Raw genomic sequence first — 22,345 nt, forward strand, 5'->3', positions numbered from 1 at the left:
TGTTCTACGACTTCAAGCTGCCTTGGCCGCCTGCCCGGCGTCGACATTGGCCAGCATGTCGGTGACCATCTGCTCGACGCCGATTTGCGCTTTCCAGCCCCAGTCCGCGCCGGCCGTGCTGTCGTCCAGGCTTTGCGGCCAGCTGTCGGCGATGGCCTGGCGGCTGTCCGGCTTGTAGCTGATCTTGAAGTCCGGGACCATGTGCACGATGGCCTTGGCCAGCTGCTCGGGGTTGAACGACACGCCGGCCACATTGTAGGACGAACGGATCTTGATGCGCGCCGCCGGCGCGTCCATCAGCTCGATGGTGGCGCGGATGGCGTCTGGCATGTAAATCATCGGCAAGGTGGTGTTCGCGTCCAGGAAGCAGTCATAGCGCTCGCCGCGCAAGGCCGCATGGAAGATGGCGATGGCGTAATCGGTGGTGCCGCCGCCCGGAGGCGACTTGTAGCTGATGATGCCCGGGTAGCGGATGCTGCGCACGTCCACGCCATACTTGTTGAAGTAATACTCGCACAGGCGCTCGCCGGCCAGCTTGCTGATGCCGTACATCGACGTCGGGTCCATCACCGTCATTTGCGGCGTGTTGACCTGCGGCGTGTTCGGGCCGAAGGCGGCGATCGACGATGGCCAGAAGATGCGCAGGGGTTTGCCCGCCTCGCCCCGTTCGCGCGCCAGCTCCAGGATGTTGAGCAAGCCATCCATGTTCAAGCTCCACGCCTTCAATGGCGCCGCCTCGCCCGTGGCCGACAGCATGGCCGCCAGCTGGTACACCTGGGTGATGTTTTCGTCGGCGATGATCTGCGCCAGGCCGTCCTTGTCCAGCACATTCAACTGCGCATAGCGCTTGGCCTGGTACAGATTGTTGGTGCCGATGTCGCTGGCGATGACGTTGTCCGCGCCGTGCTGCAGCGCCAGTGCGCCCACCAGTTCACTACCGATTTGGCCGTTTGCGCCTATGACTAAAATGCGTTCCATCTTCTTGTCCTGAGTTCTTGTTAATTAGTAGTGGTGGTCAGCAGACCGAGTTCCTTGCCGGCCTGCTCGAAGGCGGCCAGCACTTTCACCAGCTGTTCGCGGGTGTGGGCGGCCGACAGCTGCACGCGCACGCGGGCCTGGCCCATCGGCACGACCGGATAGAAGAAACCCGTCACCAGCACGCCCAGTTCATACAGGCGGGCGGCGAATTTCTGCGCCACGGGAGCGTCGAACAGCATCACCGGCACCACCGGATGCGTGCCCGGCTTGATGGTAAAGCCGATGCGCTCGATCTCGCTGCGGAAGAACGCCGTGTTCTCATGCAGGCGGTCGCGCAGTTCCGTCGACTTGGCCAGGCGCTCGAGCACCGACAGCGAGGCGCCGGCGATCGATGGCGCCAGGGTGTTCGAGAACAGGTAGGGACGCGATTTCTGGCGCAAGGTGTCGATGACTTCCTTGCGCGCCGACGTAAAACCGCCCATGGCGCCGCCCAGGGCCTTGCCCAGGGTGCCCGTGATGATGTCGATGCGGCCCATCACATTGTGGTGTTCGTGCGTGCCGCGGCCCGTCGCGCCCATGAAGCCGGAAGCGTGGCATTCGTCGATCATCACCAGCGCGCCGTACTTGTCGGCCAGGTCGCAGATCTTGTCCAGTTGCGCGATCGTGCCATCCATCGAGAACACGCCGTCCGTGACGATGACCTTGTGGCGCTTGCCGGCGGCAATGGCCGCCTGCAGCTGCACTTCCAGGTCGGCCATGTCGTTGTGGGCGTAGCGGTAGCGGCCAGCCTTGCACAGGCGGATGCCGTCGATGATGGAAGCGTGGTTCAGCGCGTCCGAGATGATGGCGTCGTTTTCATCGAACAGCGGTTCGAACACGCCGCCGTTGGCGTCGAATGCCGCCGCGTACAAAATCGTGTCTTCGGTGCCGAGAAAGGCGGAAATCGCCTGTTCCAGTTCCTTGTGCACGGTTTGCGTGCCGCAGATGAAGCGCACGGACGACAGGCCGTAGCCGTATTTTTGCGTGGCGGCGATGGACGCCTCTTGCGTCTGCAGGTCGCCGGACAGGCCCAGGTAGTTGTTCGCACACATATTGATCAGGGTACGGCCATCGTCGCACACCACTTCGGCGCCCTGGCGCGAGGCGATCACGCGCTCGGGCTTGTACAAGCCTTGCTGGCGCAGTTGATCGAGGTTCTGTTGCAGACCGCTGAAAAAGGTGTTCTTCGCTTGCTCGCTCATGATGATCCTTGTGTGTCCCTGTTGTATGCGTGTTTGTTGTATCCGTGTGACCTCTGCCGCCATAGGGAAAAGCCGTCGCTTGACCGGTGCGCGCAGTATGCTGTACCGTGAAGCGCTGTTTGAAGTCTACACGTTTCCGTGATTTCCTTCAAAATCCACTATTTCGAACTGAAATTCAATATAGTGGATATTACCCAAGCCTTTTGAACTTTGCAAGCCACCTGCCGATGAAAACCAGCGTTTCGACCAATTCTCCCCCTGAAGTAGGTGCCACCCTGCAACGCCTGCGCCTGGCGCGCGGCCTGACACTCGAGGATTTGTCGCGCATTGCCGGTGTCTCGAAGTCCATGCTGTCGCAAATCGAGCGCGAAAAGGCCAATCCCACCATCGCCATCACGTGGCGCCTGGCCAACGCGCTGGGCGTGCAGATCGGCGAATTGCTGTCGAGCGCGGAAAAAGCCGTGGAAACCATCCGCATCACGGACGCCCACGAAACCCCCACCCTGCCCGGCGACCATGCCGGCTACGTGCTGCGCATCCTGGGGCCGATGGAACTGGCCGGCAAATACGAATGGTATGAAGTGACCCTGGCGCCAGGCGGCGAACTGGCGTCGCAGCCGCACGACCCGGGCACCACCGAGCATTTGACGGTGATCCATGGCAACCTGGAGCTGGAAGTGGGCGCGGCGAAGAAAAAGGTCAAGAACGGCGGCACGGCGCGCTATCCGGCCGACCAGCCGCATATTATCCGCAATCTGGGCAAGACCGAGGGCAAGGCTTTACTGGTGGTCATACACCGCTAGAAAGCGAATGGGACAGGCAGGCGAAAGCGCGCCCATGGCTGCGCCGCACGCCCTCGCCGTGCCGTACTATGTGTACTCTTCGTACTGTCTGTACTGTCTTCGGGCACGCGCCTTGCCCTGACCGTTTTTCATCCGGCTTCGACTGCACACGGAAAAGCCGCGATACCCTACGGCAACGTTCACACTCCTGCGGTGCGCAATATGCATAGATGCCTATGCTAAGATTTTAGAATAAACAAGATTTCCAGGCCTGGATGTCTTAGCAGAGCGCCGCAGCACATCCCGGCTCGTCCCACGCTCGCGTGGCATCCAGGCATCCACCGCTTACACGGAGCCCAGCGCGATGACCATTTCCGACAGCACCACCACCTTCCACAACAAAAAAGTCGTTCAGTACGATCCGGACCTGGCGTTTGACGCGTCGCCAGGCATCGTCTACCGCCTGTCGCTCGAATACGACGACAAGCGCAAGATGGCGGAACTGATCGCCGGCTTTCTCGACAAGGCCGACAAGGGCGCGCTCGAGGCGCTGATCATCGGCATGTGGGGCGACCCGTACGAAGCGGGCGCCGACGAGGTGATGGCCACGCTGATCGCGCACGCCGCCGAACTGCCCAGGTTGCGCGCCATTTTCATCGGCGACATGACGTACGAGGAATGCGAAATCTCGTGGATCGTCCAGGGCAGCTACAAGCCCCTGCTGGACGCCTTCCCGCAACTGGAGGAATTGCGCATTCGCGGCGGCAATGAACTGGTCATCGAACCGTTCGCGCACCAGCACCTGCGCAAGCTGACCATCGAATCGGGCGGCCTCGATCAAAAGATCGCCGAGGCGCTGGCGCAATCGAGCATGCCGCAGCTCGCGCACCTGGAACTGTGGCTGGGCACGGAAGAATACGGCTTCTCGGGCGACGTCGACCTGTACCGCAAGGTGCTGGCGCAGCTGACCGTGCCGACCCTGCGCTACCTGGGCCTGCGCGACGCGGAAATCGCCGACGACCTGGCCGTCTGGCTGGCGGAAGAAGCGCTGGTGGCGCAGCTCGACACCCTGGACCTGTCGCTGGGCACCATCGGCGACCTGGGCGCCGTGGCCGTGCTCAATCACACGCAGCTGGGCAAGCTGAAGCGCCTGGACCTGTCGCACCATTACATTTCCGAGGAAAACCAGGCCAAGCTGAAAGCGCTGCCATTCGACGTGGTGCTGGACGACCCGCAGGAAGAGGACGAAGACGACGGCGAAACCTACCGCTACGTGGCCGTCGGCGAGTAATCGTGGGCCAATAAGCGGAGTTTCATCCCTTGCATACGCAACTCACCCTGCTGGCCACGGCCGGCAGCAAGCGCGTGCGCCTGATGCAGGCGGCGCGCGCGCAACTGCGCCTGCCGCCGGCACGGGTGCTGGAATGGCGCGACTGGCTGGCGCAACCGGCGCTGCTGGAAGAGTCCTTGCGCCAGCCCGGTCGCTTGAAGATCGAACCGCCCGGCGACGATGCCGCCGCCCATCTGCTGTTGCTGCATGCGGGCTGCCGGCTGCAGGGCCGCCCTCCCGTGCCTGCGCCCGACCATGGCGAGCTGCTGGCCATGGATGCCTGGTTTGCCGGCTTCGCGGCCGCCATGCAGGCACTGGCCGCGCAGCTGGCCGCCCTGCCGCACGTGCAGGCCTACAATGCGCCAGCTGAGATCATTCTCATGACGGACAAACTGGCTTGCCAGCGCCACCTGGCGGCGCACGGCGTGCCCATTCCGACTTTGCTGGGCCCCGTGGCAGGCTACGCGCATTTGCAATCGCTGCTGCATGAACACGACCTTGACCGCGTGTATTTAAAACCGCGCTACGGCTCGTCCGCGTCGGGCGTCGTCGCCTATCGCCGGAACCGCGCGGGCAGGCAGCAAGCCACCACCTCGGCGGCATTGTCGCGGGCGGAAGGCCGGACCCGCTTGTTCAACGTCAAGCGCATGGCGCGCTACGAGACGGAGCGCGACATCGCGGCCCTCGTCGACGCGCTGGCCGAGCAAGAACTGTACGCGGAAGCGTGGCTGAACAAGCCGCGCTGCGGCGACAGCCACTACGACCTGCGCGTCGTCACCGTGGCCGGCCGGCCCGCGCACCGCGTGGCGCGCATCGGCGACCGGATGATGACCAATCTGCACCTGGACAACCGGCGCGGCGACGCCGCCGGCCTGTTGGACGCGGCCGACCTGGCGGCGCTGGAGGAAACCGCGGCCCTGGCCGCGCGCGCCTTCCCCGCCAGCCACGTCACGGGCTACGACCTCGTGGTGCGCCACGGCCAGGCCCACGCGCTCGAGGCGAACGCCTTCGGCGACCTGCTGCCCGGCCTGCTCTGGCAAGGCGCGGACACTTACGCGGCGCAACTGACACATGCTTAACGACACAGCAATCATCCCCGACATGCAGGCGGTCGTGGGCAGCCACGACATCGTCTTCATCACGCTCGACACCTTGCGCTACGATGTGGCGCAAGCGCTGTATGAGGCGGGCGAATTGCCCGTGCTGGCGCGCTTCCTGCCTCAGGGCGGCTGGGAACGGCGCCACTCGCCCGCCACCTTTACGTATGCGGCGCATCAGGCCTTCTTCGCGGGATTTTTGCCCACGCCGGCCGCGCCCGGCCGCCATCCGCGCCTGTTCGCCTCCGCCTTTGCCGGCAGCGAGACGACCTCGAAGCACACCTACGCCTTCGCGGAGGCGGACATTCCCGCCGCGCTGGCCGCGCGCGGCTACCGCACCATCTGCATCGGCGGCGTCGGTTTCTTCAACAAGCAGACGGCGCTGGGCACGGTGCTGCCGTCGCTGTTCCAGGAAAGCCACTGGAGCGCCGGCATGGGCGTGGCCAGCCGCCATTCGACGCAAAAGCAGGTGGCGCTGGCCATCGAACGCCTGGCCGACGGCGAACAGCGCACCTTTTTGTTCATCAACGTGGCCGCCCTGCACACGCCGAACCGCGCCTACCTGCCCGGCTGCCGCGCCGACAGTCTGGACAGCCACGCGGCGGCCCTGCGCTATGTGGATGGCGCGCTGGCGCCGCTGTTTGCCGCCTGCGCCGCGCGCGCGCCCACGTTCGCCATCATCTGCTCGGACCACGGCAGCGCCTACGGCGAAGACGGCTACCGTGGCCACAGAGTGGCGCACGACAGCGTATGGAACGTGCCGTATGCGCACTTTTTCATCGCGCCAGCCCCATAGACCTTACACCCGCATTCCCAGGAAACCCCACCGTGAACCCATACGTAGCAACGGACACCCTGGCGCAGCGCATGCGCCACACGCCCTATCAGGCGTATTCGTATTCCTATCCGCACAAGGCGGCCTACCGTGGCTTGCCGCAAGCGGCGCCACTGGCGCCGCTGTGGGCGCGGCAGGACCGCTCCGCCCTCTTTGCCTACATCCACATCCCGTTTTGCGAGATGCGCTGCGGCTTCTGCAACCTGTTCGCCATGGCGCGACCCGGCGCCGACATGGTCGAGCGCTACGTGCAGCAGGTGCTGGTGCAGATGCGCGCCCTGGCCGGCGCGCTGGGCGAACGCCGCTTTGCCCGTTTCGCGCTGGGCGGCGGCACGCCCACCTATCTGTCGCCGGCGCAGCTCGACACCCTGCTGTGCGGCGCGCGCGACATCCTCGGCATCGATTTGCAACGCACGCCGGCCGGCATCGAAGCGTCGCCGGAAACCATCACGGCCGAACGGCTTGCCGTGTGCCGCGCGCATGGCATCGACCGGGTCAGCCTTGGCATCCAGAGCTTTGCCGCCGGCGAAATGCGCGCGCTGGCCCGTCCGCAGCAGAACGCCACCGTGCAACACGCCATCGGCCTGATACGCGCAGCGGGCTTTCCCACGCTGAACCTGGACCTGATCTACGGCATCGCGGGCCAGACCATCGCCAGCCTGCTGGCCTCGATCGACAGCGCGCTGGCCTTCGCGCCCGAGGAGCTGTACCTGTACCCGCTGTACGTGCGCGAGCAGACGGGGCTCGGGAAAGTGGCGCGCCGCCAGGGCGCCGCCACGCTCAACCCCATCATGCTGGCGCGCGACGGCGACAGCCGCCTGGCCCTGTACGCGGCCGCGCGCGACCATCTGCGCGCGCGCGGCTACGTACAAGTCTCGATGCGCATGTTCCGCGCGCCGCATGCGCCGGAACAGGACGGTCCCTCGTACTGCTGCCAGAACGACGGCATGGTGGGACTGGGCGCGGGCGCCCGCTCGTACACCGCCAACCTGCATTATTCGAGCGAATACGCGGTGGCGCGCACGGAAACCATCGGCATCATCGAGCAATACCTGGCGCTCGACGAGGCGCGCTTCGCCCAGGCGGAACACGGCTATGTGCTCGACGCGGCGGAACAGCGGCGCCGTTACGTGATCCAGTCGCTGCTGACGGAGCCGGGCCTGGACCGCGACGCCTACACGGCCCGCTTCGGCACGGCGTGCGAGGACGACTTGCCGCAGCTGGCCGAGCTGCATGCGCTGGCCCTGGTGGAGTACGACGGCGCGCTGCTGCGCCTGAACGACCGCGGCTACGCGTATGCCGACACCATCGGCCCGTGGCTGGCGTCCGATACGGTGCGCGCGCTGATGGCGGAAAGCGGCCAGGCGTGCTGACAGCGCCGCCCGGTTTCGCGCAGGCGGGAACGCTGTCCCTGCTGTACCGGGGCACGCTGGCCAGCTGCAATTACGCCTGCGGCTACTGTCCGTTCGCCAAGAAGCGCGACAGCCGCGCCGCACTGGCCCGCGACGCGCGCGAAGTGGCGCGGTTTGTCGACTGGGTGGCGCGCCAGGCGCGCCCCATCGGCATCCTGTTCACGCCGTGGGGCGAAGCGCTGGTCCGGCGCCACTACCGCGCGGCCATGCAGACACTGGCCGCTTTGCCCCACGTGCGCCAAGTGGCGCTGCAGACGAATCTGTCCGGCCCATTGAACTGGCTGGACGGCATGGATGGACGGGACAAGGTCGGCCTGTGGTGCACCTACCACCCGGACCAGACCACCGTGGCGCGCTTCCTCGAACGCTGCGCGCGCCTCGACGCCATGGGCGTGCGCTATTCCGTCGGCGTGGTGGCCATGCAGGCGCACCTGGACGCCATCCGCGCCCTGCGCGCGGCCCTGCCGGCCCGCGTCTACCTGTGGCTGAACGCGTATGACCGCCGTGGCCCCGGCTACTACAGCGCGGAAGACCTGGCCTGGCTCGACGCCATCGATCCATGGTTCGCGCAAAACCGCCGCCCGGCCCCGTCGCGCGGCAAGCCCTGCCTGGCGGGCGAAGCGTCGCTGTCCGTCGACGGCGACGGCGAACTGGCGCGCTGCCACTTCGTGCCCGAGCGGCTGGGGAATTTATATACCGACGAACTGGCGGACATCCTGCGCGAAAAACCGTGCCCGCGCTTCAAGTGCGACTGCTATATCGGCTACGCGCAGCGCAAGGACTTGCCGTTCCAGTCCACGTTTGGCAAAGGTGTACTGGCGCGCATCGCGCCTTTGCCACAGGCGTAAAAAAGCGCGGGCCAACAGCACCCGCGCTTTTGATCAGCCAGACAACGATGCGCTGATTACTGCGCCGCCACCTTGGCCGGTTCCGTATTCACGGCTGGCGTCATCTTCAGCGAACGGCTGAGGAAGCCCCAGCGGTCGGCCACTTCCTCGATCTGCTTGGCCGTCGGCTTGCCGGCGCCATGACCCGCCTTGCTGTCGATACGGATCAGCACGGGCGACGCGCCGCCTTGCGCCGCCTGGGCGGCGGCGGCGAACTTGAAGCTGTGCGCCGGCACGACGCGGTCGTCGTGGTCGGCCGTCGTGATCATGGTGGCCGGATAGCAGCCGCCCGCCTTCAGGTTGTGCAGCGGCGAGTATTTCACCAGCGCCTTGAACTGCTCGGCGTCGTCCGACGAACCATAGTCAGGCACCCAGCCCCAGCCCACGGTGAACTTGTGGAAGCGCAACATGTCGAGCACGCCCACCTGCGGAATCGCTGCCGCGAACAGGTCGGGACGCTGCGTCATGGCCGCGCCCACCAGCAGGCCGCCATTGCTGCCGCCGCCGATCGACAGTTTCGATGGCGACGTGACCTTGTTGGCCACCAGCCATTCGGCCGCGCCGATAAAGTCGTCGAACACGTTTTGCTTGTTCAGCTTGGTACCGGCCTGGTGCCAGGCTTCGCCGTATTCGCCGCCGCCGCGCAGGTTGGCCATCACGTAGACGCCGCCCATTTCCACCCAGGCCAGATTGGCCACGGAGAAGCTCGGCGTCAGCGAAATATTGAAGCCGCCATAACCGTACAGGTAGGTCGGGTTCGTGCCATCCAGCTTCATGCCTTTTTTCGAGACGATGAACATCGGCACCTTGGTACCGTCGCGGCTGGTGAAGAATTGCTGGCGCGTTTCAAAGGCGTTCGGGTCGAAATCGACCTTCGGCTGGCGGTACACCGTGCTCTTGCCCGATTTCATGTCGTAGCGGTAAATGGTCGCTGGCGTCGTGAAGCTGGTAAACGAGTAGAACGTTTCCGTGTCACCACGCTTGCCGGCAAAGCCGCCCGCCGAACCGATGCCCGGCAAGGCCACTTCGCGCACCAGCTTGCCATTCAGGTCGACGATCTTGATTTGCGTTTGCGCATCTTTCAGGTAGTCGAGCACCAGCTGGTTGTTGATCAGGTTGACGGCCACGAGGGTTTCCTCGCTTTGCGGCACGATTTCCTTCCAGTCCGCAGGCGCGGGCTTGCGCGTGTCGATGGCGATCACGCGCGATTTCGGCGCCTTGTTGTCCGTCTTGAAGAAGAACACGGGGCCGTCGTTGTCGATGAACGAGTACGAGGCATCGAACGCTTCCAGCAAGCCCACGACCTTGGCGTTCTTCTGGCGCAAGTCCTTGTAGAAGATGCGGTTCTTGCGTTCCGTGCCCTGCGTGGCCGTGATGATCAGGTAATTGCCGTCGTCGCTGACGGTGCTGCCGCCAAACGCCCATTCCTTCTGGTCGGGACGGTCGAAGACCAGCACGTCATCGCTTTGCGGCGTGCCGATCTTGTGGAAATACAATTTCTGGAAGTAATTGATGTCGGCCAGCTTGGTCGCCTCGTTCGGCGCGTCATAGCGGCTGTAGAAGAAGCCGGTATTGTCCTTGCTCCACGAAGCACCGGAGAACTTGGCCCACTTGATGTGGTCCGTCAAATCCTTGCCCGTCTCGATATCGCGCACTTTCCACTCGTTCCAGTCGGAACCGGAAGCGGCCGTCGCGTAGGCCAGGTATTTGCCGTTCGGGCTGATCGAGGTGCCGGCCAGCGCCACCGTGCCATCGGTGGACAGGGTATTCGGGTCGAGCAGCAGGCGCGGCTCGTCCGTCAGTTTCTTCACCGTGTACAGCACGGCCTGGTTCTGCAAGCCATCGTTGCGGCTGTAGAAATAACGGCCGCCCTGCTTGGTCGGCGTAGAGAAACGCTCATAGTTCCACAGCTTGGTCAGGCGCTGCTTGATCGCTTCGCGCTCGGGGATGGTGCCCAGGTACGCTTGCGTCAGCTTGTTTTGCGCCGCGACCCACTCGCCCGTCTCGGCACTGTTGGCGTCTTCCAGCCAGCGGTAAGGATCGGCGATGGTGGTGCCGAAATAGCTGTCCTGCTGGTCGACCTTCTTGCTGACCGGATACGTCACGGCAGCGCCGTCGCCTGCCGGGCACGATGGCGTGGCGGCGCTTTGCGCCAGGGCATTGCCACCGAAGGCGGCCATCAAGCTGAATATGAGGGTTGCACTACGTAATTGCATGGGTTTTTGTCTCATTGTTGGATGTCGAGGAAAGCAGGCCGCTCAAGCACGGCTGCCCATGTTGACTTTCGCCAAGAGAAATCATAGCGCGGATTGCCACTTTTAATGCACAGTTATCCGGGCGCTTTACCGACTTTTGTTTGGGAAATTCCCGGCAACGGCCATGATTTATCTCGCTTTCACCGAAATCGACAAACGGACGTTCATGCAAGCAACATTATCAAAAACAAAGTCGTTTCATCAAGCGGTCATAAATCTTCTTTACCATCGGCAACATGTTCATGGCCCGTCCAGCGGCCGTGCCGCCACGTAAGCCTATGCACACTCTCGCCCTCCCCGCCGCCACCTGCGCGCCCGCCGTCCCGCCGTCGAACGTGGCCTACCTGAAGCCGCCATCCACAGCCATGAACATCGAAGGGACGGACGCCTTGCACGAGATCCTCGCCGGCCGCAAGCTCAGCGCCCTGTTCCAGCCCATCATCCACATGCAAAGTGGCGACATCATCGGTTATGAAGGCTTGATACGGGGCCCGTCCGACAGCCCCCTGCATGCGCCGATGAACCTGTTCAAGGTGGCGCGCGCGAATGACCTGACGCTGGAAGTCGAGCACCTGTGCCGCCAGGTCGTGCTCGAGCGCTTTGCCGAACTGCAGCTGCCCGGCAAGCTGTTCCTCAATGTCAGCCCCGAATGTCTGTTGTTGCGCAATGCGCGCCATGGCGAAACGCTGGAATACATCGAGCACATCGGCATCAATCCGGACCGGGTCATCATCGAGCTGACGGAAAACCAGCCCACCTACGACTACGAACTGATGCGCGAAGCGGTGCTGCATTACCGCAATATGGGTTTCCAGATCGCCATCGACGACCTCGGCGAAGGCTTTTCCAGCCTGCGCCTGTGGTCGGAACTGCGGCCCGAATACGTGAAGATCGACATGCACTTCATCCAGGGCATCAATCACGATCCCGTGAAACTGCAGTTCGTGCGCTCGATCCAGGAAATCGCGGAAAAATCGGGCACCCTGGTGATCGCCGAAGGCATCGAGGCGCAGACGGAACTGCTGGTCTTGCGCGACCTCGGCGTGGCGTTCGGCCAGGGCTACCACCTGGGCCGTCCGAATATGGTGCCGGCGCGCGCGCTGCCAGCCGAAGTGGTGCAGGCGCTGGGGCGCCATGGCGTGGCCGTGTATCCGCAGCGCAGCAACCTGGAGAAGAATGGCGCGAGCATCCGCAAGCTGCTGCACCGCGTGGCGGCCGTCTCGCCCGAGAAAAACAATAACGAGGTGTATGATATTTTCCTGAAGGATCCGAAGCTGATGATCATCCCCGTCGTCGACGCGGGCGTGCCGCTGGGCCTGATCAGCCGCTTCGAGATGATCGACCACTTCGCCCGCCCCTACCAGCGCGAACTGTACGGCAAGAAATCATGCAGCCTGTTCATGGATGCCACGCCCCTGATCGCCGACCACGAGACAAGCTTGCAGGAACTCAGCTACACCATGGTGCAATCGGATGCCCATCACCTGTTCAACGGTTTCATCATCACCGAGCACGGCCGCTATCTGGGCATGGGCACGGGACACGACCTGATGCGCGAAATCACGCAGATGCAGATCAACGCGGCGCGCTACGCCAATCCCCTCACGCAATTGCCCGGCAACGTGCCCATCAACGAGCACATCGACCGCCTGCTGCACAGCGGCAGCCGCTTCTGGGTCTGCTATTGCGACCTCGACCATTTCAAGCCCTTCAACGATGTGTACGGCTACCGCAAGGGCGACGACGTGATCCAGCTGACGGGAGAAATCCTCAGCGGCCATTGCGACCCGAACCGCGACTTCATCGGCCATATCGGCGGCGACGATTTCATGATCCTGTTCCAGAGCGAAGACTGGGAAACGCGCTGCCAGGCCATGCTGAACGATTTCGCGGCGGCCATCCTCGCCTACTACAGCACGGGCGACTGCGAACGGGGCGGCTACATCAGCGAAGACCGGCAAGGCAAGAAAGTGTTTTACTCCTTGATCAGCCTGTCGCTGGGCGTGATCAAGGTGGAAGCGCACCAGTACTACACGCACCATCAAATTGCCACGCAGGCGGCGGAAGCGAAGAAGCAGGCAAAGAAGATCCACGGCAACAGCCTGTTCCTGGACCGGCGCCAGGGCGCGGGCGTGGCGCGCATGGATGCGTAGCGAGCACTGGCAGTAAGCAGGCCGCTAGATACGCAGCAGTTCGCTGAACGCATTCGTACCGCAGGCATCGGGCAGAAAAGCCAGCGCGATGCGATCGCCAGCGCGCCGCGCCTGCACGCGGTAGTTGCCCACGGGTAGCTCCACGAACAGGCCGCCGTACGCCGTGTCCGGCTCCAGGCCGCCGCCCGTCACATCCTCGCCGGCGCCGATGAAGACGCGGCCCGAAACGACGGCCAGATGCACGCTGGCATGCGGCGCGAGCAGTTCGGCGAGCAACTCGATCTCGTACGCGCCATCGCTGCCCAGATTGAAGAACGCCACCTGTCCCGCATTCACGGCCGCCAGTTCCGCGCCCGGTATGCTCCACCAGTCGCAGTCATCGGCCAGCTTGTGGCGCACGCCTGCCGGATCGAACACGCACACGGTGGCCGTGTCGGTCGACAGCGTGAACGTGCGGCCTGCCACCGCTGGCATCAGGCCAGCCGCGGCGCGGGGCCCAGCAGCGGTTGGCTGGCGACATACGCCTCGCCGGCCTCGGCATCCCACGGGAAGTGGCCGTCGCGCGACGGCCAGACGATTTGCTGCAAGGTAAAATCATTGCCCTGGTAATACCAGCGCGCATAGCCGACGTAGTCGCGGTATTGCGCCTCGGGCACGCGCACGAACGCGCAGGGATGGCCTTTCAGCAAGGCGTCCGTGGTGCAGGTGAAATCCGTGATGGCGCCGCTGCGCGCGGCATCGAGCGCCACGTCGAGTATCTGATGGGCCGTCGCCTGCGGCAAGCCCATGATCAGGAAGTCGGGCAAGCCGAAGCTATGGTAGACGCCGATCGTGAAACTGTAGCCGGGGCCCTCTTCATCGCCGCTGATATGCACGCAATGCCAGCCATGTGTGGCAATGTCATCGATGACTTTTTGCTCTGATGCATCTTCGCCTGCCTGCCTGACCATCGTCCACCCTTCACTCTACTGTTCCACGATCCATGTCCGCGCCATGCAACGGGCATGCTAAGCGGCAATTATCGCATGGCTGCGGCAGCGCCGCATCAGGCGTGCGGTGGCGCCGGCAAGACGTGCGCCTGGCGCCATTGCCGCGTCAATTCCTGCGCCGCCTGCAAGGCTTCGGGCGCCAGCTTGCCGGCGCTGGCTTCGCGGGCGCTGCCGGCCGCGCCATCGCCGCCTTCGGCCGCCAGCTCCAGCCACATGTAGGCGCGCACGGGGTCCTTGCCGACGCCGCGGCCGCTGTTATACATGCCGCCCAGGTTGTACTGCGCCAGTGCATGGCCTTGCTCGGCCGCGCGCGCATACCAGTGCACGGCCAGGCCATCGTCCTGCGGCACGCCGTGGCCATTCGCGTACATGACGCCCAGGTTGTTTTGCGCGCTGGCATCGCCCTGCTCGGCGGCCGTGCGGTACCAGCGCACGGCGCAGACCTCGTCGCGGGCCACGCCGTGGCCGTTGGCATACATCACGCCCAGGTTGAACTGGGCGTTCGACGCGCCCTGGGCCGCCGCCCTCGCATACCAGTCGAGCGCCTGGCGCAAGTCGCGGACGATGCCGCGCCCGCCCGCATACATGCCGCCCAGGTTGTATTGCGCCATGCAATGCCCTTGCAAGGCGGCTCGGCGGTACCAGCCGACGGCGCGCGCCTCGTCCTTGTCCACGCCCTGCCCGCGCGCCAGCATCAGGCCCACGTTGAACTGGGCGTCGGCATCGTCCTGCTCGGCCGCGCGCTGCAGCCACGCATACGCGCGCAGCTGGTCGGACGCCACGCCCAGGCCCTGCGCATACGCCACACCGAGTTGCCGTTGCGCCACGGCCAAGCCCTGCGCGGCCGCCTGGCGGAACCAGGCCAGCGCCTGCGCATCGCTTTGCGCCACGCCCTGGCCCCGCTTGTAGACGAGGCCCAGGTTCAGCTGTGCCTGGGCATCGCCCTGCAAGGCGGCCTTGCGGAACCAGGCCAGGGCCAGCGCATCGTTCTTTTTCGCGCCCAGCCCCTGCGCATACGCTTCGCCCAGCAGCGATTGCGCGCTGGCCACGCCCTGCTCGGACGCGCGGTAGAACCAGGCCAGGGCCAGCTCGTCGCTTTGCAGCACGCCGCGTCCCTTGCGGTACATCTGCCCCAGGTTCTGCTGGGCCGATGCATCGCCCTGGGCCGCCGCGCGGCGGAACCACAGCACGGCCTCTTCGTCGCTCTGCGCCACGCCACGACCGTGGTAATACAGGGCGCCCAGGTGATTCTGCGCGAAAGCCAGGCCCTGCAGCGCCGCCAGGCGCAGCCAGACAAACGCGCGCGCGTCGTCATGCACGACGCCTTCGCCCTTCTTGTACATCAAGCCCAGATTGAACTGGGCATAGGCATTGCCCTGCTCGGCCGCCGTGCGAAACCAGATATACGCCTGGTGGCTGTCTCTGGCAGTATGGTGCTTGTCCATGTGCGCCCCCATCCACATTGCGCTTGCCGGCAGCGCGCGCAAAACGGCGGCCCAGGGCGGCGAAATCGTGTGTGTTGCCTAAATTTTAAATTCGATGCGGGCGAAGGGCTTGAGCGAACTCAAAGAAAATAACAAAATTATATCGTTTTGATGAGTCCGCTTTTGGGCAAGCGCGATGGCATTGACGCTACGCGTCTTCCGCGTCTTGCTGGCCGAAAATGTCTCGTTGAAGGATCGTGCCCGTCTGGGCTGCGCGCCAGGGCGGCGCGCGGCCGTCAGCGGCGCGACGGGTGTTTCTGCAGGAATTGCGGCACTTTCGCGGCCGCCAGCTTGTTCAGCGACACGAGCAGGTCCGCATCGACATCGGCGATGCCGTAGTTGCTGCGCAAATGGCGGCCGATATGGATCAGCACTTGCGCCGCCACTTCCGCATCGGACTCGGCCCTGTGGGCCGCGCTCTTGAAAGCGATGCCCAGCTGGCTGGACAGCAGCCCCAGCTTGTAGCTGGACATGCCGGGAAACACGCGGCGCGACAGTTTCAGCGAGCACACGAGCGACTGGTGCGCGGGCGCCAGGTTCAGGCGGGCGCTTTCCGCGCGCAAAAACTTTTCGTCGAAGCTGGCATTGTGCGCCGACAGCGCGTCGCTGCCGATGAAGTCGAGCAATTGCGGCACCACGTCGGCCACGAGCGGCGCCTTGTCCACCATCGCCTGCGTGATGCCCGTCAAGCCCGTGATGAACGAGGGAATGCGCGCATTGCAGTTGATCAGGGTCACGTAGCGGTCCGTGATCTGCCCGCCCTCGATGCGCAGCGCCGCCACTTCCGTGATGCGGTCGCCCATGTCGGGCGACAGACCGGTCGTCTCGAAGTCGATCATGACGATCGGTTTGTCAAACACATTCATGGAGCGCTCTTTCGTGGGTACGGCCAAGGGGTACGACTAGGATATCGATAAAATGCCCAGGGCAAAGGGCGGCAACGCCGCCATGGGCATTGTATCAGCCGAACTTGCGCACGGCGTCCAGCGCCAATCCCGCACCGATGCTGCCGAACAGGTCGCCTTCGACCTTGCGCGCCGCCGGCACCAGGGCCGCGATCTTTTCGCGCAGCAGGCGCACGCCGCTCGAGCCGCCCGTGAAGAACACCGTGTCGACGGCTTCCGGCGCCACGCCCGCGTCGCGCAGCAGGCGCAGCACGGTTTCTTCCACGGAACCGCACAGGTGGCCGATGGCTTCGTCGAACTGCGCACGTTTCAGCAACAGGCTTTGCGCGGGCGACAAACGGTCCAGCTCCAGCTGCACTTCGGCCGCGTCGGACAGGGCAATCTTGCCTTCTTCCACTTTCATGGCCAGCCAGTGGCCGGCCCGTTCGTCGATCAGCTTTTGCAGGCGGCCCATCTTGTCTTGCTCACGCGCATCGCGGCAGACGTCGGCCAGCTGCACCCAGATCTTCTTCGTGTACGCGAGGTTGATCGTGTGCCAGGTGGCCAGGTTGAAATAATAGCTCGATGGCACTTCGCTATTGTTGTGCAGGCGGCTGCCATAGCCGAGCAGCGGCATGACGGACGACAGGCTCAGGTATTTATCGAAATCCGTGCCGCCGATGTGCACGCCGCCGGTGGCGAGGATGTCGTCACGGCGCTCGGCCTTCTTCGCCCGGTCGGGCGACAGGCGCACCAGCGAAAAGTCGGACGTGCCGCCGCCGATGTCGGCGATCAGCACCAGCTCTTCCCTGGCGATCTGCGACTCGTAGTCGAAGGCGGCGGCGATCGGCTCGAACTGGAAGGCCACATCCTTGAAGCCGACGGAACGGGCCACTTCGGCCAGGGTGTCCTGCGCCAGCTGGTCGGCCTGGGCATTGTCGTCGATAAAGAAGACGGGACGGCCGAACACGGCGGACGAGAATTCGCGGCCGGCCGACTGTTCGGCGCGGCGCTTCACTTCACCGATGAATTGCGCCAGCAACATGCGGAACGGCAGCGCGCGGCCGCCCACTTCCGTCTGGCCGTCGATGAGGCTGGTGCCCAGCAAGCTCTTGAGCGAACGCATCAGGCGGCCCTCGTAGCCGGCCAGATAGCCGGCCAGCGCGGCGCGGCCAAAACTGACTTCCTCGTCTTCCGCATTGAAGAAGACGACGGATGGCAAGGTTGTCTTGCCATCTTCCAGGCCGAGCATGGTGCTCTGCCCTGGACGTGCCCAACCTACCGTGGAATTTGACGTGCCGAAATCGACGCCGCAAGCATTGGCCATGTCGACCCTTCCCTGAATAAAGGGGCGTTATGTTATCAGAACGGGCGCCATTGCACCAGAAAAATACGTCCGGCACGGCCAAGACAACAAGCTTGCTCTGCATCAAATACCCGCGGCGCGCAAAAGCTACTCTTGGGAAATTGACGCCGAGCAATTCGGCCAGCTCCCGGAGACCCATCGTGCCCCTCGTCCGCCTGTCCTATCCACTCCTGCCAGCTGGCTTGCTGGCTGCCGTCTTCATTGTCCTGGCCGGCTGCGGCGGCGGTGGCGGCGATACCCAGGCCGGCGCCGGCTGCTCGCTGCACAGCACGGCCGGCTGCGGCGGCAGCCCGCCGCCGCCCATCGTGCCGCCCGTGACGCCGCCCGTCACCCCGCCGGTGACGCCCCCCGTCACGCCGCCCGAACCGGCCAGCCTGGCCAGCCTGGCCAGCGCCGTCACGCTCGTCTTTTCCAGCACGGAACTGGCCTCGGCCGGCCTGGCCGGCGGCGAGGTGGCCGTCACGGCCCTCGTCAAGGATGGCGCCAACCTGGCCTTGCCGAATGCAAAGATATCGTTCAGCGCCGATTCCGGCATCCTTGGCAGCGTCGATGCCGTGACGGACAAGAATGGCCGGGCACGCGCCCTGCTGGGCACGGGCGGCGCGAATGCCAACCGCAGCATCACGGTGACGGCCACAGTCGGGCCGCGCACGGGCAGCGGCACGGTGGCCGTCACCGGCAGCACGCTCGAACTGCAGGGACCGGCATCCCTGATGCTGGGCCAGGGCAGCGACCTGACCGTCACCGTGCGCGACTCGGCGCGCAAGCCCGTGGCCGGCGCCGCCATCGCTTACAGCACGGGCGCCGGCAACAGCGTGCGCGTCAAGGGGGACGGCGCGGCGCTCAGCAATGCGCAAGGCCAGCTGGTGCTGCGGCTGAGCGCTGGCAGCCTGGGCAAGGATACCGTCTCCGTCAGCGCGCTGGGCGCCGCCGCCACGCAGGCGTATGCCGTGGCCGGCAGCGACCTGCGCCTGAGCCCGGCCGTGGGCCAGGATGCGGGCGGCGCCGACGTCCTGCCGGAAGTGGCGACATTGGCCTGCCAGCCCATCGATGCGCGCTATGAGAAGGCGGGCGTGGCACAGTCCGGCAGCGCCAGCCTGTCCACCTCGCGCGGCAGCCTGTTCAGTGACAGCGTTTGCGGCCAGGCACTGCCGGCCAGCCTGATCTTCAACAATGGCAACTTGCCGCGCAGCTATATCCAGTCCGCGCACGCGGGCGTGGCCACCGTCACGGCGGCCGTGGCGGGCGGCCCGACGGCGCAGACGCGGCTCGAATTCGTCGCGCCGCTGAGCGGCGCCAGCAAGCTCGCCGTGCAGGCCGAGCCGGCCGTCCTGCGGGCCAATCCCGGCAATGGCGCACCCGCCGACAACGTCAGCGTCATCAGCGCCGTCGTGCGCGATGGCGCGGCGAACAACCTGGTCAAGAACGCGCCCGTCGTGTTTACCATCTTGAGCGACCCCAGCGGCGGCTACCTGCGGCAAACGGGCCGGGTCTTCAGCGGCAGCGACGGCCTGGCGCGCAGTGTGTATGTGGCCGGCCCGGCCGACAGCGGACGCGACGGCGTAGTGCTGCAGGCCCGCATCGAGGGTGCCGCGCAGGCCGCGGCCACAGGCCTCGTGCGCCTGACGGTGGCCAGGCAGGCGCTGTCGATCAAGCTGGGCACGGGCAACCTGGTGCGCGAACACTCGGCCAGCGTGCTGCAGAAGGAATTCGCCGTCTTTGTTTCCGACAGCGCCGGCAATGCCGTCTCCGGCGTGGCCATCACGGCAGCCGCCTGGCCCAGCCGCTATGCCAAGGGCTATTATGTGTGGCAGGCGGACAAGCCCGAGTTCCCCGACACGGGCGTGTGGCGCCTGGCCCTGCCCCATTACAGCTGCGCCAACGAGGATGTCTTGCGCAACGGCATCTATGACGCCGCCTACGACAGCAATGGCAATGGCGTGCTCGATCCGGGCATCCCGCTGACCGTCAGCGCCAGCGGCCTGAGCGATGCACTGGGCATGGCCACCGTCACCGTCAGCTATCCGCGCAATTACGGTTCCTGGGTGCAACTAGCCCTTACCGTCAGGGGCACGGTCAGCGGCACGGAAGCGAGCGCCACGGCGGAATTGCCGCTGGCGACCGTGGCCAGGGATTTCAGCGAGCGCCGCGTGGCGCCGCCAGGACAGACCAGCCCGTATGGCAGCGGCGCCTGCGACAGCGCCGATTAGGGGCTGGCGGCGGCCATATCCCTTGCCAATCAGTCATATTTTTTGCAACATGAATAAGAAAACAGTCTTGCCATAAGGCAATCTTTTACGCTATGCTCAGCTTTCCCGTCCTGGCCGCCACAAGTGGCCGGGCCTGCAGGAATACTTTGAGACAGGTTGCTTGCCAGACCGCTATGCGAAAAAAGAATACTGTAGCCAGGAACCCCGGCGCGGCCCCCGTCACTCGCAACGTGCCCGGTGCCGGACGGCGCGTCACCTCGTATGACGTGGCCCTGCTGGCCGGCGTCTCGCAGTCGGCCGTGTCGCGTTGCTTCAAACCGGGCGCCAGCGTCTCGCCCGCCACGCACGCCAAGGTCATGCAGGCGGCCATCACCCTCGACTACATTCCCAACGCGGCCGCGCGCAGCCTGATCACGCGCCGCTCGAACCTGGTGGCGGTCATCACTTCCAACCTGGCCAACCTCTACTATCCGCAAGTGCTGTCCGAGCTGAGCCAGCAAATCGCGCGCCTGGGCAAGCGCCTGCTGCTGTTTACCCTGGAGCGCGAGGCCGACATCGGCAAGGTCCTCGGCGACGTCTGGCAATACCAGGTCGACGGCGCCGTCGTGGCCGCCAGCCTGTCGGACGAGCAGCTGGTCGAGTTCGGCCGCCGCGACGTGCCGCTGGTGCTGTTCAACCGCAGCCCGCGCGAGCACGCCGTACATGCCGTGCTGTGCGACCAGGCCGAGGCGGCGCGCCTGCTCGTGTCGCGCCTGGCCGAGGCGGGCCACCGCCAGTTCGCCATCATCGACGGCCCCGGCGATTCGGCCGTGGCGCAGGAACGCAAGGCCGGCGTGCTGGACCGCCTGCTGAGCCTGGGCTTGCCCGCCCCCATCGTCGTCAGCGGCAACTACGACTACGCCAGCGGCGGGCGCGGCTTGCGCAAGGTCATCGACCGCCTGGGCCGCGTGCCCGATGCCGTCATTTGCGGCAACGACATCATGGCCATCGGCTGCCTGGACACGGCGCGCCACCAGATGGGCATCCAGGTGCCGCTGCAGATGTCCGTGGCCGGCTTCGACGCGCTGGAAGCATCCGGCTGGCTCAGCTATGACATCACCACCTTGCGCCAGCCCGTGCAAAAGATGGCCGCCGACGCCGTCGCCATGCTGGGCGAACTGATGGAGCGGCGCGGCGGCCTCGCCGAGCGGCGCCGCTATTGCTCGTATCTGGTGGAAGGCAGTACGGCACGGCTGACTTGCGAGCCGGCCTACATGGCACAGCGCCTCGGCATGATGGCCGCCGCCTAGAACGCCTGAGAAAACGCCTGTGGCGTTGTTGCCGGGTCTACGCTGGTCTTGCGCCGTACTCGCGTACTGTCGTCGGGGCGGCGCCCCGCCCGGGGCATTTTTCAGCCGTCCTCGTTCTCGGAGGCATAAAAAAACCTCGCACGAATGCGAGGTTTTTTCACTTCCACCACCAAACGATCAACCGAAGATCTTGCCCTTCAGCATGTTCAAACCCTGGCTGACGAGGTCATTGCCTTCCGGTACCTGTCCATCCGGCGTCAGCTTGTCGATCAGCTGCGGCAGCAGGGCCGCCAGGCCGCCGAGGGCGGCGTCCGGGGCGACGCCGGCTTTTTCCGCGATTTGCGTGACCGTGTCGCTGCCCAGTGCATCCTTGATCTGTTCGCCGGACACGGGCGCGTTCGCGCCGGTGCCGATCCAGCTGGCCACTTGATCGCCGAGGCCGCTTTCCTGGAATTTCTGCAGCAGGCCGGGCAAGCCGCCATGCTGGTTGACCAGGTCCATCACGCTACCCAGCAGTCCCGATTGCGCGTCGCCATCCGTGCCCTTGTTGCCCAAAGCGCTCATCGCCTGTCCTGCAAGTTGATCTAGCAAACTCATCGTATTCTCCTGAACGCTATCCATTAGTGCCGCGTGATTGCGGCATTCGTCAAGGCCGGCACTCATTCTCCGACACACACAACCATTATACTATGAATAATAAAAATGCTATAATTACAATTTAACAGGAAGCCAAAAACAGGCTCGACTACAAGTTCGCCCACCTCCATCATATTTACTTCGGCACAACTTGCAAGCGTAAATTGACGGTTCACAAAAACGTGTAGAATTAATTTTCCTACTTACTGAGGAGTATCAAGAGATGAACATCAATAAAGCGGTAGACAAGGCCTACGAGAAAAAGACGTTCAAGGAAATCGCCGATGCGCCCGTCGATGCGCTGCAAGGCGTGAGCGAGAAGGATGCGGAGCTGCTCAAGCAGGCCTTCAATATCAAGACCGTGCGCGACCTGGCGAACCTGAAATACTCGAAATGGGCGCGCGCCATCGTCACCCTCGCCGATACGGAAGAATAAGACAGGGACATGCCCGAGGCATACCCGTCAGCACAGCCCGCCTCCGTCGGCGGGCTTTTTCATTTTGGCGCACCAGCGGCT

Annotated in this window: 19 protein-coding genes; 10 read left to right on the plus strand and 9 right to left on the minus strand. The window is 64.7% G+C overall.

Annotation, left to right across the window (positions count from 1 at the left end; genetic code table 11):
• Positions 1–12 precede the first annotated feature (12 nt).
• Together YQ44_RS13230 and kbl are read right to left on the minus strand one after the other, a co-directional pair.
• The gene (locus tag YQ44_RS13230; RefSeq protein ID WP_071323774.1) at positions 13–978 is read right to left on the minus strand and encodes an NAD-dependent epimerase/dehydratase family protein; all 966 of its coding nucleotides are present in this window, start codon (positions 976–978) and stop codon (positions 13–15) included.
• A gap of 20 nt (positions 979–998) precedes the next feature.
• Positions 999–2,219 carry a glycine C-acetyltransferase gene (gene kbl, locus YQ44_RS13235; RefSeq protein ID WP_071323775.1) on the minus strand — a complete coding sequence of 407 codons (1,221 nt, stop codon included), beginning with the start codon at positions 2,217–2,219 and terminating at the stop codon, positions 999–1,001.
• 227 nt (positions 2,220–2,446) lie between these two features.
• On the opposite strand from kbl, the gene YQ44_RS13240 reads away from it, so the two are divergent.
• The 6 genes from YQ44_RS13240 to YQ44_RS13265 all read left to right on the plus strand — a co-directional run bounded on the left by YQ44_RS13240 (position 2,447) and on the right by YQ44_RS13265 (position 8,523).
• Positions 2,447–3,022 carry a helix-turn-helix domain-containing protein gene (locus tag YQ44_RS13240; RefSeq protein ID WP_071323776.1) on the plus strand — a complete coding sequence of 192 codons (576 nt, stop codon included), beginning with the start codon at positions 2,447–2,449 and terminating at the stop codon, positions 3,020–3,022.
• Positions 3,023–3,365: 343 nt separating this feature from the next.
• Positions 3,366–4,292 carry an STM4015 family protein gene (locus tag YQ44_RS13245; protein WP_071323777.1) on the plus strand — a complete coding sequence of 309 codons (927 nt, stop codon included), beginning with the start codon at positions 3,366–3,368 and terminating at the stop codon, positions 4,290–4,292.
• Positions 4,293–4,321: 29 nt separating this feature from the next.
• The gene (locus tag YQ44_RS13250; protein WP_083411826.1) at positions 4,322–5,410 is read left to right on the plus strand and encodes an STM4014 family protein; all 1,089 of its coding nucleotides are present in this window, start codon (positions 4,322–4,324) and stop codon (positions 5,408–5,410) included.
• Complete coding sequence (locus YQ44_RS13255) at positions 5,403–6,224, plus strand: STM4013/SEN3800 family hydrolase (protein ID WP_071323778.1); 822 nt, start codon at positions 5,403–5,405, stop codon at positions 6,222–6,224. Before YQ44_RS13250 ends, YQ44_RS13255 begins: the two co-directional genes overlap by 8 nt.
• Positions 6,225–6,256: 32 nt before the next feature.
• On the plus strand, positions 6,257–7,636 hold the full coding sequence (locus YQ44_RS13260) for an STM4012 family radical SAM protein (RefSeq protein ID WP_232251279.1): 1,380 nt from the start codon (positions 6,257–6,259) through the stop codon (positions 7,634–7,636).
• Positions 7,630–8,523, plus strand: a complete 894-nt coding sequence (locus tag YQ44_RS13265) for an STM4011 family radical SAM protein (protein WP_232251280.1) — start codon at positions 7,630–7,632, stop codon at positions 8,521–8,523. The genes YQ44_RS13260 and YQ44_RS13265 overlap by 7 nt, the downstream gene beginning before the upstream one ends.
• Before the next feature lie 56 nt (positions 8,524–8,579).
• Here YQ44_RS13265 and YQ44_RS13270 read toward each other — a convergent pair whose 3' ends face one another.
• The gene (locus YQ44_RS13270) at positions 8,580–10,778 is read right to left on the minus strand and encodes a prolyl oligopeptidase family serine peptidase (protein ID WP_156894821.1); all 2,199 of its coding nucleotides are present in this window, start codon (positions 10,776–10,778) and stop codon (positions 8,580–8,582) included.
• Between the two features lie 404 nt (positions 10,779–11,182).
• Between YQ44_RS13270 and YQ44_RS13275 the strand changes: the two genes are divergently transcribed.
• A complete protein-coding gene (locus YQ44_RS13275) occupies positions 11,183–12,970 on the plus strand; it encodes a GGDEF domain-containing protein (protein ID WP_071323779.1) in 1,788 nt (595 codons plus the stop codon).
• A gap of 24 nt (positions 12,971–12,994) precedes the next feature.
• Here the strand turns inward: YQ44_RS13275 and YQ44_RS13280 are convergent, their stop codons facing one another.
• The 5 genes from YQ44_RS13280 to YQ44_RS13300 all read right to left on the minus strand — a co-directional run bounded on the left by YQ44_RS13280 (position 12,995) and on the right by YQ44_RS13300 (position 17,654).
• On the minus strand, positions 12,995–13,444 hold the full coding sequence (locus tag YQ44_RS13280) for a DUF6386 family protein (protein ID WP_071323780.1): 450 nt from the start codon (positions 13,442–13,444) through the stop codon (positions 12,995–12,997).
• On the minus strand, positions 13,444–13,920 hold the full coding sequence (locus YQ44_RS13285; protein WP_071323781.1) for a DUF4262 domain-containing protein: 477 nt from the start codon (positions 13,918–13,920) through the stop codon (positions 13,444–13,446). The genes YQ44_RS13280 and YQ44_RS13285 overlap by 1 nt, the downstream gene beginning before the upstream one ends.
• 95 nt (positions 13,921–14,015) lie before the next feature.
• A complete protein-coding gene (locus YQ44_RS29695; protein ID WP_071326479.1) occupies positions 14,016–15,404 on the minus strand; it encodes a tetratricopeptide repeat protein in 1,389 nt (462 codons plus the stop codon).
• A 275-nt stretch (positions 15,405–15,679) separates the two neighbouring features.
• A complete protein-coding gene (locus YQ44_RS13295; protein WP_198043931.1) occupies positions 15,680–16,309 on the minus strand; it encodes a 3'-5' exonuclease in 630 nt (209 codons plus the stop codon).
• Between the two features lie 94 nt (positions 16,310–16,403).
• Positions 16,404–17,654, minus strand: coding sequence for an Hsp70 family protein (locus YQ44_RS13300; RefSeq protein ID WP_071323782.1), 1,251 nt, complete (start codon positions 17,652–17,654; stop codon positions 16,404–16,406).
• A 179-nt stretch (positions 17,655–17,833) separates the two neighbouring features.
• Here YQ44_RS13300 and YQ44_RS13305 point away from each other — a divergent pair, with 179 nt between their 5' ends.
• Together YQ44_RS13305 and YQ44_RS13310 are read left to right on the plus strand one after the other, a co-directional pair.
• Complete coding sequence (locus YQ44_RS13305) at positions 17,834–19,903, plus strand: Ig-like domain-containing protein (protein ID WP_156894822.1); 2,070 nt, start codon at positions 17,834–17,836, stop codon at positions 19,901–19,903.
• A 173-nt stretch (positions 19,904–20,076) separates the two neighbouring features.
• Positions 20,077–21,192, plus strand: a complete 1,116-nt coding sequence (locus tag YQ44_RS13310) for a LacI family DNA-binding transcriptional regulator (RefSeq protein WP_083411827.1) — start codon at positions 20,077–20,079, stop codon at positions 21,190–21,192.
• A gap of 177 nt (positions 21,193–21,369) precedes the next feature.
• Here YQ44_RS13310 and YQ44_RS13315 read toward each other — a convergent pair whose 3' ends face one another.
• Positions 21,370–21,756, minus strand: a complete 387-nt coding sequence (locus YQ44_RS13315; protein WP_198043932.1) for a YidB family protein — start codon at positions 21,754–21,756, stop codon at positions 21,370–21,372.
• A gap of 295 nt (positions 21,757–22,051) precedes the next feature.
• Here YQ44_RS13315 and YQ44_RS13320 point away from each other — a divergent pair, with 295 nt between their 5' ends.
• Complete coding sequence (locus YQ44_RS13320) at positions 22,052–22,264, plus strand: hypothetical protein (protein WP_034751103.1); 213 nt, start codon at positions 22,052–22,054, stop codon at positions 22,262–22,264.
• Positions 22,265–22,345 lie beyond the last annotated feature (81 nt).

It is taken from the genome of Janthinobacterium sp. 1_2014MBL_MicDiv, from assembly GCF_001865675.1.
Classification (GTDB): domain Bacteria; phylum Pseudomonadota; class Gammaproteobacteria; order Burkholderiales; family Burkholderiaceae_D; genus Janthinobacterium.

What these genes read in the sequence shown, in the direction of transcription:
- YQ44_RS13230 (WP_071323774.1), bottom strand. Translation starts at nt 978, where the DNA reads ATGGAACGCATTTTAGTCATAGGCGCAAACGGCCAAATCGGTAGTGAA.
- kbl (WP_071323775.1), bottom strand. Translation starts at nt 2,219, where the DNA reads ATGAGCGAGCAAGCGAAGAACACCTTTTTCAGCGGTCTGCAACAGAAC.
- YQ44_RS13240 (WP_071323776.1), top strand. Translation starts at nt 2,447, where the DNA reads ATGAAAACCAGCGTTTCGACCAATTCTCCCCCTGAAGTAGGTGCCACC.
- YQ44_RS13245 (WP_071323777.1), top strand. Translation starts at nt 3,366, where the DNA reads ATGACCATTTCCGACAGCACCACCACCTTCCACAACAAAAAAGTCGTT.
- YQ44_RS13255 (WP_071323778.1), top strand. Translation starts at nt 5,403, where the DNA reads ATGCTTAACGACACAGCAATCATCCCCGACATGCAGGCGGTCGTGGGC.
- YQ44_RS13270 (WP_156894821.1), bottom strand. Translation starts at nt 10,778, where the DNA reads ATGCAATTACGTAGTGCAACCCTCATATTCAGCTTGATGGCCGCCTTC.
- YQ44_RS13275 (WP_071323779.1), top strand. Translation starts at nt 11,183, where the DNA reads ATGAACATCGAAGGGACGGACGCCTTGCACGAGATCCTCGCCGGCCGC.
- YQ44_RS13280 (WP_071323780.1), bottom strand. Translation starts at nt 13,444, where the DNA reads ATGCCAGCGGTGGCAGGCCGCACGTTCACGCTGTCGACCGACACGGCC.
- YQ44_RS13285 (WP_071323781.1), bottom strand. Translation starts at nt 13,920, where the DNA reads ATGGTCAGGCAGGCAGGCGAAGATGCATCAGAGCAAAAAGTCATCGAT.
- YQ44_RS29695 (WP_071326479.1), bottom strand. Translation starts at nt 15,404, where the DNA reads ATGGACAAGCACCATACTGCCAGAGACAGCCACCAGGCGTATATCTGG.
- YQ44_RS13295 (WP_198043931.1), bottom strand. Translation starts at nt 16,309, where the DNA reads ATGAATGTGTTTGACAAACCGATCGTCATGATCGACTTCGAGACGACC.
- YQ44_RS13300 (WP_071323782.1), bottom strand. Translation starts at nt 17,654, where the DNA reads ATGGCCAATGCTTGCGGCGTCGATTTCGGCACGTCAAATTCCACGGTA.
- YQ44_RS13310 (WP_083411827.1), top strand. Translation starts at nt 20,077, where the DNA reads ATGCGAAAAAAGAATACTGTAGCCAGGAACCCCGGCGCGGCCCCCGTC.
- YQ44_RS13315 (WP_198043932.1), bottom strand. Translation starts at nt 21,756, where the DNA reads ATGAGCGCTTTGGGCAACAAGGGCACGGATGGCGACGCGCAATCGGGA.
- YQ44_RS13320 (WP_034751103.1), top strand. Translation starts at nt 22,052, where the DNA reads ATGAACATCAATAAAGCGGTAGACAAGGCCTACGAGAAAAAGACGTTC.